Consider the following 1,592-nt stretch of genomic DNA (forward strand, 5'->3'; position numbering starts at 1 on the left):
GCTTGTACTTTGAAAACTAAATAATATCTTTTCTAAATAATCAAGAAAACCGAGAACACCGCGTTATTTGAGTTTTTAACGAATTATAATCGCTATCTCAATAACTTCGGTTGATCGACGATCAACCAGGTTAAGTTAGAAAGGGCGCATGGTGAATGCCTTGGTACTAGGAGCCGATGAAGGACGGGACTAACACCGATATGCTTCGGGGAGCGGTAAGTACGCTTTGATCCGGAGATTTCCGAATGGGGAAACCTAATCATCTTAGTCGATGATTGCTTGGCTGGTGAATCTATAGCCAGCAAGCGGTAGACGCAGTGAACTGAAACATCTTAGTAGCTGCAGGAAGAGAAAGAAACATCGATTTCCTGAGTAGCGGCGAGCGAAACGGAAAGAGCCCAAACCAAGAAGCTTGCTTCTTGGGGTTGTAGGACTGAACATTTGAGTTACCAAAGGGCAAGGTAGTCGAAACAGCTGGGAAGCTGTACCAGAGATGGTGATAGTCCAGTAGACGAAACCTTACCCCCTCAGTTCAGGATCCTGAGTACGGCGGGACACGTGAAACCCCGTCGGAATCCGCGAGGACCATCTCGCAAGGCTAAATACTCCCTAGTGACCGATAGTGAACCAGTACCGTGAGGGAAAGGTGAAAAGCACCCCGGGAGGGGAGTGAAAGAGTTCCTGAAACCATGTGCCTACAAGCTGTCGGAGCCCGTTAATGGGTGACGGCGTGCCTCTTGCAGAATGAACCGGCGAGTCATGATTACGTGCAAGGTTAAGGTGGAAAAACCGGAGCCGCAGCGAAAGCGAGTCTGAAATGGGCGTACGAAGTACGTAGTTATGTACCCGAAACCAGGTGACCTACCCATGTCCAGGATGAAGGTGCGGTAAAACGCACTGGAGGTCCGAACCCGTGTCTGTTGAAAAAGGCTGGGATGAGGTGTGGGTAGCGGTGAAATTCCAAACGAACTTGGAGATAGCTGGTTCTCTCCGAAATCTCTTTAGGGGGAGCCTCGGAATTAAGAATCTTGGAGGTAGAGCACTGTTTGGACTAGGGGCCCGTCATGGGTTACCGACTTCAGATAAACTCCGAATGCCATCGATTCATGTCCGGGAGTCAGACGGTGAGTGATAAGATCCATCGTCGAAAGGGGAACAGCCCAGATCACCAGTTAAGGTCCCTAAATATATGCTAAGTGGAAAAGGATGTGGAGTTGCATAGACAACTAGGATGTTGGCTCAGAAGCAGCCATCATTTAAAGAGTGCGTAATAGCTCACTAGTCGAGTGATTCTGCGCCGAAAATGTACCGGGGCTAAGCATATTACCGAAACTGTGGATTCGGCCTACGGCCGAGTGATAGGAGAGCGTTCTAAGGGCGACGAAGTCAGACCGTGAGGACTGGTGGAGCGCTTAGAAGTGAGAATGCCGGTATGAGTAGCGAAAGACAGGTGAGAATCCTGTCCACCGAATGACTAAGGTTTCCTGGGGAAGGCTCGTCCTCCCAGGGTTAGTCGGGACCTAAGGCGAGGCCGAGAGGCGTAGTCGATGGATAACAGGTTGAGATTCCTGTACTAGTTAGTTGCGTTTGAA

At 49.6% G+C, this 1,592-nt stretch carries 1 rRNA gene; it reads left to right on the forward strand.

Annotated features, from left to right (window positions below):
* Window positions 1-128 precede the first annotated feature (128 nt).
* Window positions 129-1,592: ribosomal RNA gene (locus FC43_RS03575) — 23S ribosomal RNA — on the forward strand; the annotation flags it as partial.

Origin of the sequence: Limosilactobacillus ingluviei DSM 15946, from assembly GCF_001435775.1 — a bacterium.
GTDB lineage: Bacteria > Bacillota > Bacilli > Lactobacillales > Lactobacillaceae > Limosilactobacillus > Limosilactobacillus ingluviei.